Source organism: Collinsella tanakaei (assembly GCF_030373545.1).
GTDB classification, from domain to species: Bacteria; Actinomycetota; Coriobacteriia; order Coriobacteriales; family Coriobacteriaceae; genus Collinsella; species Collinsella tanakaei_C.
Genome location: NZ_JAUDCO010000020.1, coordinates 1 through 5,345, shown reverse-complemented (window position 1 = coordinate 5,345; position 5,345 = coordinate 1). Strand labels below are relative to the sequence as shown.

Below are 5,345 nucleotides of genomic sequence, written 5' to 3'. Positions count from 1 at the left end.
AGATGTGTATAAGAGACAGCCCTATCTCCCCCTCCGAAAGGTCGTAGCGCCATGCATCCCATCGTCTCGTTTTTCCGCCGCGATGTGCGGCACGCGCTCGCCAACGCCATCGGCATCGTGGTCATCGTCGGCATCGTCGCGGTGCCGTCGTTCTACGCATGGTTCAACATCGCGGGCAGCTGGGACCCGTACGGCAACACGAAGAACCTTCGCGTCGCCGTCGTCAACGAGGACGCCGGCTATACCGGCGAGTTGATCCCCGTCGAGCTCAACCTCGGCGAACGCGTGGTCACGAACCTGATGAAGTCTGACTCCATCGGCTACACCCCCGCCACGCGCGAGGACGCCCTCGAGGGCGTGCGCTCCGGGGAATACTATGCCGCCGTGGTGATTCCCGAGGACTTCTCCACCTGCCTGCTCAGCGGCTTTTCGGCAAACCCCCGCCAAGCGAAGGTGGCTTTCTATCAGAACCAAAAGGCGAACGCCATCGCCGAAATCGTCACCGACAAGGCGTCCGCCGCAATCCAGCGCGATATCGACGAAGGGTTCGCCCGCACGGCGACCGACGTGGGCGCTGGCGCCCTCGAAGAACTGTGTCGCCTGCTCGATGACGACCAAATCGCCTCGGTGGCAGCTCGCCTCGATCAGGCGCTCGTGACGGCAGCGGACACGCTTGACGGCACCGCGCAGACCGCGCGATCGTTCTCCGACGTACTTGCCTCATCACAGAGCCTGGTCGCCGCAAGCTCGAGCTCGCTCGACGCTGCGCGTGCACCGATCGGCGACGTCTCCGGCGCCTGCACGCAAAGCGCCGACGGCCTGCGCGGTCTCGGGGACGCGCTCGACGATGCGGTCGAGGCGGCAGATGCGGCCTTTGCGCAGGGTACGGCCGGCATGGATGATGTCGATGCGGCTATCGACCGGGCCTTCGATACCGCGGGCGGACAGGCCGACAAGCTCGTCTCCGCGCTCGACGAGGCGAAGGGGACCGTCGACCGCCAGCTGGAGTTCCTCCGCCGGCTCGCCGATGCCCTCGCCGACAGCGCATCCCTCCTCAAACGCCTGGAGGGGCAGAACGCGGCAGATCCAGCGCAGGCGGAGCGCATCCATGAGGCGTCTACGACCATCGAGGGCATCTGCGAGCGCGTGAACCAGGCGATTACCGAGCTCGAGGACCTGTCGCAAGGACTCGAGAAGACATCGGGGGACGTTTCGCAAACGATGGCGGACGCCGACGACGCCCGCAGCGAGCTGCACGCGATGGTCGCCGACGCGCGCGCGAGCCTCGCCGATGCACAGGCGACCTACGGCTCCTCGCTCCACGGCGCGCTCGACGAGCTTGCCGACAGCATCGACGATGCGGTATCAGGCGTGGACACCACCATGGAGGGACTGGCCGGCGTCATGGACTCGGTGTCCGACGGCGTCGACACCGCGACGGCCGGCTTGAGCGACGCCCGTTCCTCCCTTGACAGCTCCGCGCAGGCGCTCGATGAGGCAGCCGACGGCCTTCGGACGTTCCAGGACCAGCTTGAAAGCGCCCTTGCGGCGAACGACTTGAACGAGGTCCGCACCATCCTCGTCGCGAATCCCGGTGCGATCGCCTCGTTTGTCGCGGCGCCGGTTCAGATGGACCGGCACGCCGTCTTCCCCGTCGACAACAACGGATCCGCCATGGCGCCGTTTTACACCGCACTGGCCATCTGGATCGGCGGCGTGGTGATCGCGGCGCTCATCAAGGCGACGCCGAGCAGGCGTGCGCTCGCGCAGACAGGTTGCTCGCAATCGCAGGCATATATCGGGCGCCTTGCGCTCTTCGCTGCCCTCGGCGCCGCGCAGACCCTGCTCATCTGCGGTGGTGACCTCTGGTACCTGGGCGTCCAGTGCGCCCATCCCGGCCTGTTCGTACTAGCGGGCCTCGTCTCATCGCTTGTGTTCGTGAACATCATCTTCGCCCTCACCGCATCGTTTGGCGATGTGGGCAAGGCGGTGGCCGTCGTGCTCATGGTGGTGCAGGTCGCCGGCTCCGGCGGCACGTTCCCGCAGCAGATGCTGCCGCCTCTCTTTCAGACGATCTATCCCTGGTTGCCCTTCGTGCACGCCGAGGGCGCGATGCGCGCGGCGATGTTCGGGGTATACGGGGGCGATTTCTGGATCGAGCTCGGTCTGCTCGCGCTTTATCTGATCCCGTCTTTGCTGCTCGGCCTCGTGCTCAGGCGCCCCGTGATCCGCCTCAACGAGCGACTCGAGCACGCCCTCGAATCGACCCGCATCATGTAGGGGCGCGAAACGGAAGCCGGCGCAGCACCGTCGCATGTTTGAGGGGGATGCGCCTGGCCCCGTCTTGCCGTCCGCCAAGCGCCGCCCGTGGTATCCAGCCCCGATTTGTCGCACGGGTTTGACCCCGCCCCGATTTGCCGGTAGCGTGGTGGTAGCAAACAGCGCGCGGGAGGCACCATGGAGCGGACAAGGCACGGTAGCGACACGTCATCCGATCGAGAGCCCGGCGCACTCACCATCCTCGGCCCCGGCTATCTTGCCGCCATCATCTGCGGCGTCCTTATGCCGGTCATCGACTCCACCCTCGTCTCGGTGGGCATGGACACGCTCGTCGAGGCATTCGGCTCTGACACCATCACCATGCAGTGGGTGAGCACCTCCTACCTGCTTGCGCTGGCAGCGGTCGTGCCCATCACGAGCTGGGCGCTCATACGTTGGAGCGGCAGGCGCCTGTGGCTCGGCTGCCTCGTGCTGTTCGCCATCTCGTCGGCCTGCTGCGCCGCGAGCACGACGACCGCCGCGCTGATCGGCTTCCGTGCGATCCAGGGTATCGCCGCCGGCATGATCCTCCCGCTTACGCAAACCCTGCCGGTCATGGAGGCGCGCCATGCCGGGATAACCCGCACCGCAGGCATCGTCGCCACCATCTCGCTGCCGATCTCGCTCGGCCCCGTACTCGGCCCCGCGGTCGGCGGCATCATCTTGAACTCGCTGTCCTGGCACTGGCTCTTCCTGGTAAACATCCCGCTCGGCATCCTCGCCATTCTGCTGGCGCTGCGCTTCATGCCGCGAGACGCCGCCGGCGCCGACCATGCGGGACGGCTCGACCTCGCCGGTCTCGCCCTCATCTCGATCGGCCTTGTGCTCGTGCTGCTCGGCCTGTCCAACATCGCCAGCCAGCCCGCGAGCGTGCTGATCGATGTCGCCCTCCCCATCGTCGCCGGTATGGTCTTGATCGCGGCCTTCTGCCAGCACGCGCTCCGCCGCACCGAAAGCCCGCTCGTAAACATCCGCTTGCTTGCACTGTCCGCGTCGCGCGCCGCGAGCATCGCGTCGTTCTTCTTCGGCGTATGCCTCTATGCCGCCCAGTTTGTTTTACCGCTGTGGTGGCAGCAGATGCACGGCGCCACCGTCTTCGAGACGGGCGAGTATATGATGGCGCAGGGTATCGGCGTGCTCGTGAGCCGTATCTTCGTGCGGCACATCATCGACCGCTTTGGCGACCAGGCGGTGTCGGTGACCGCGTTTTTGCTGCTCGCCGCCACCACGCTGCCGTTTTGCATCGCGCATGACGCGCCGACGGTCCCGCTTGTCGCCCTGCTGTTCGTGCGAGGACTCGCCCAAGGTACGGTGAACATCCCCATCAATTCGGCGGTCTACGTCGGCCTCTCCCCCGAGCAGGTGCCGCACGGCACCATCCTCGTGCGCACCATGCAGCAGGTCGGCTCCTCGTTCGGCACCGCGATCGTCGCCATGGCGCTGCAGACGGTTTCACTTGCCACGGGCGGCACCGGTGACCAGAACACCCCGGAGGGCTTCGTCGCCGCCATCTGCGTGCTCGCGGGCGCCGCCGTCGTCGGCGCTATCGTCTCCTGCCTGCTGCCCAAGCGCGAGGACGAGCTCCTGTAGTCACCCGCGACGCCAGCGCGCCGCACGCAATCGCTAACCGATCGTCAACGATCCCTCGGGCAGCGTCGCATGGCCGATTTCCTCGTCGGTCCCGGCATCGATGACCGTGACGTCGAAACGCCAGTCCGTTATCCCATCGAGCGCCTGAAGCGTTATGCACATGCCCGGGATACCCATGAACGCCTTGCCTGTGAGCACCGGCTTGTCCAGCAAGGCGGGTGCGATGACGATGGTCATGCCCGTGTGGTCGTCGGCGATCTTAAGCGAGGCGACCTCGTCGGATTCCCGCAGCGACGTTACGTAGTCGTCGAGGCTGTCCTCGATATCCGCTCGATAGTCCTCAAGCTGACCACCGGTAAAGACGAGCACCAAATCGTCGCCATCCGCACGCGCTTCGAGCGCCAAGTCGGGGGTATCGGCGAAATCCGCCACCAGATCATCGGCCGTCTGATTCATGAAGGTGAGCATCGACGCCGTAAGGCGGACCTTATGGGCCTCATCGAGCGACGCGCAGAAATCGACCGTGGTCTCCCAGTTATACACGCCTATGGGAAATGAGCTCTTCTCGTCAGGGGAACCGATCCACCCGAGTACGACATCCGTACCGACTTCCGGAAGCTCGTCGCCTAGCGATCCGGAAAAGCTCGCCTGCCCCTCCTCGCCTTCCGCAAAGGTGCCCCAGCCGCCTATCACGTCGTCGAGTGGCTCCAGGATGCGCACCTCGGCGGTCAGCTCCTCATCGTCCACCGAAAGCACCCTCGCGCGCTCGTTATGTACGACCGCATCGCCGACTGTGCCTTGTTGCGAAGTGCAGGCGACAATATAAACCAGCAGGCCGATCAAGCTCAGAGCAGCCAGCAGGATGGATGCGGCAAGACGGCGGGTCATATGACCTCCCATCGGCGTAGGTGCTTCGGATGAGGGCTTGGCTCGATTGTCGCACGCTATCCTGCAGGGCATGCGCAAGAAAAAAGCCGACGGTGAAAACCGCCGGCTCAAAAGATTCGTGGTGGGCGTTACAAGATTTGAACTTGTGACCTCTTCCGTGTCAGGGAAGCGCTCTCCCCCTGAGCTAAACGCCCGTTCAGGGTGCGCTCTTCAGCGCAGGTGATAATATACCGAACCCGCGAACGACTGTAAAGGAGAAATTTGAAAAAGTTTGAGATGATCTCGAAAGTACGCTTGTGACCTCGGTATATCCCCTCTCGGAAAGATCGAGCGCTCAAGGATGTGCGCTGCATCCTGCTCCCCACAGCTAAGAATTCTGCCTCTGGACCCTCGCTTCACGCTGCCCGCGCACTGCAGGCAAACTTTTTTCGATTCCCTCTTGCGCCGCCTTCGGAAATCGCGTATAGTACTTCCTCGCAAGCGGACATGGCTCAGTTGGTAGAGCACAACCTTGCCAAGGTTGGGGTCGCGGGTTCGAGCCCCGTTGT

General features: G+C 64.6%; 3 protein-coding genes and 1 tRNA gene. 2 read left to right on the top strand and 2 right to left on the bottom strand.

Features of this window, described 5'->3' with window-relative positions; all coding sequences use genetic code 11:
• Window positions 1–51: 51 nt before the first annotated feature.
• Window positions 52–2,280: a YhgE/Pip domain-containing protein gene (locus QUW00_RS09300; protein WP_289614100.1), complete on the top strand. Its 2,229-nt coding sequence runs from the start codon at window positions 52–54 to the stop codon at window positions 2,278–2,280.
• 177 nt (window positions 2,281–2,457) lie between these two features.
• The gene (locus tag QUW00_RS09295) at window positions 2,458–3,909 is read left to right on the top strand and encodes a DHA2 family efflux MFS transporter permease subunit (RefSeq protein ID WP_289614099.1); all 1,452 of its coding nucleotides are present in this window, start codon (window positions 2,458–2,460) and stop codon (window positions 3,907–3,909) included.
• A gap of 33 nt (window positions 3,910–3,942) precedes the next feature.
• On the opposite strand, the gene QUW00_RS09290 is transcribed toward QUW00_RS09295, so the two are convergent.
• Together QUW00_RS09290 and QUW00_RS09285 are read right to left on the bottom strand one after the other, a co-directional pair.
• Complete coding sequence (locus QUW00_RS09290) at window positions 3,943–4,797, bottom strand: hypothetical protein (RefSeq protein ID WP_289614098.1); 855 nt, start codon at window positions 4,795–4,797, stop codon at window positions 3,943–3,945.
• 119 nt (window positions 4,798–4,916) lie between these two features.
• A tRNA-Val gene (locus QUW00_RS09285) sits at window positions 4,917–4,991 on the bottom strand.
• Window positions 4,992–5,345 lie beyond the last annotated feature (354 nt).

Excerpts from the sequence above, each read along its gene's own strand:
- QUW00_RS09300 (WP_289614100.1), top strand. The coding sequence starts at position 52 with ATGCATCCCATCGTCTCGTTTTTCCGCCGCGATGTGCGGCACGCGCTC.
- QUW00_RS09295 (WP_289614099.1), top strand. The coding sequence starts at position 2,458 with ATGGAGCGGACAAGGCACGGTAGCGACACGTCATCCGATCGAGAGCCC.
- QUW00_RS09290 (WP_289614098.1), bottom strand. The coding sequence starts at position 4,797 with ATGACCCGCCGTCTTGCCGCATCCATCCTGCTGGCTGCTCTGAGCTTG.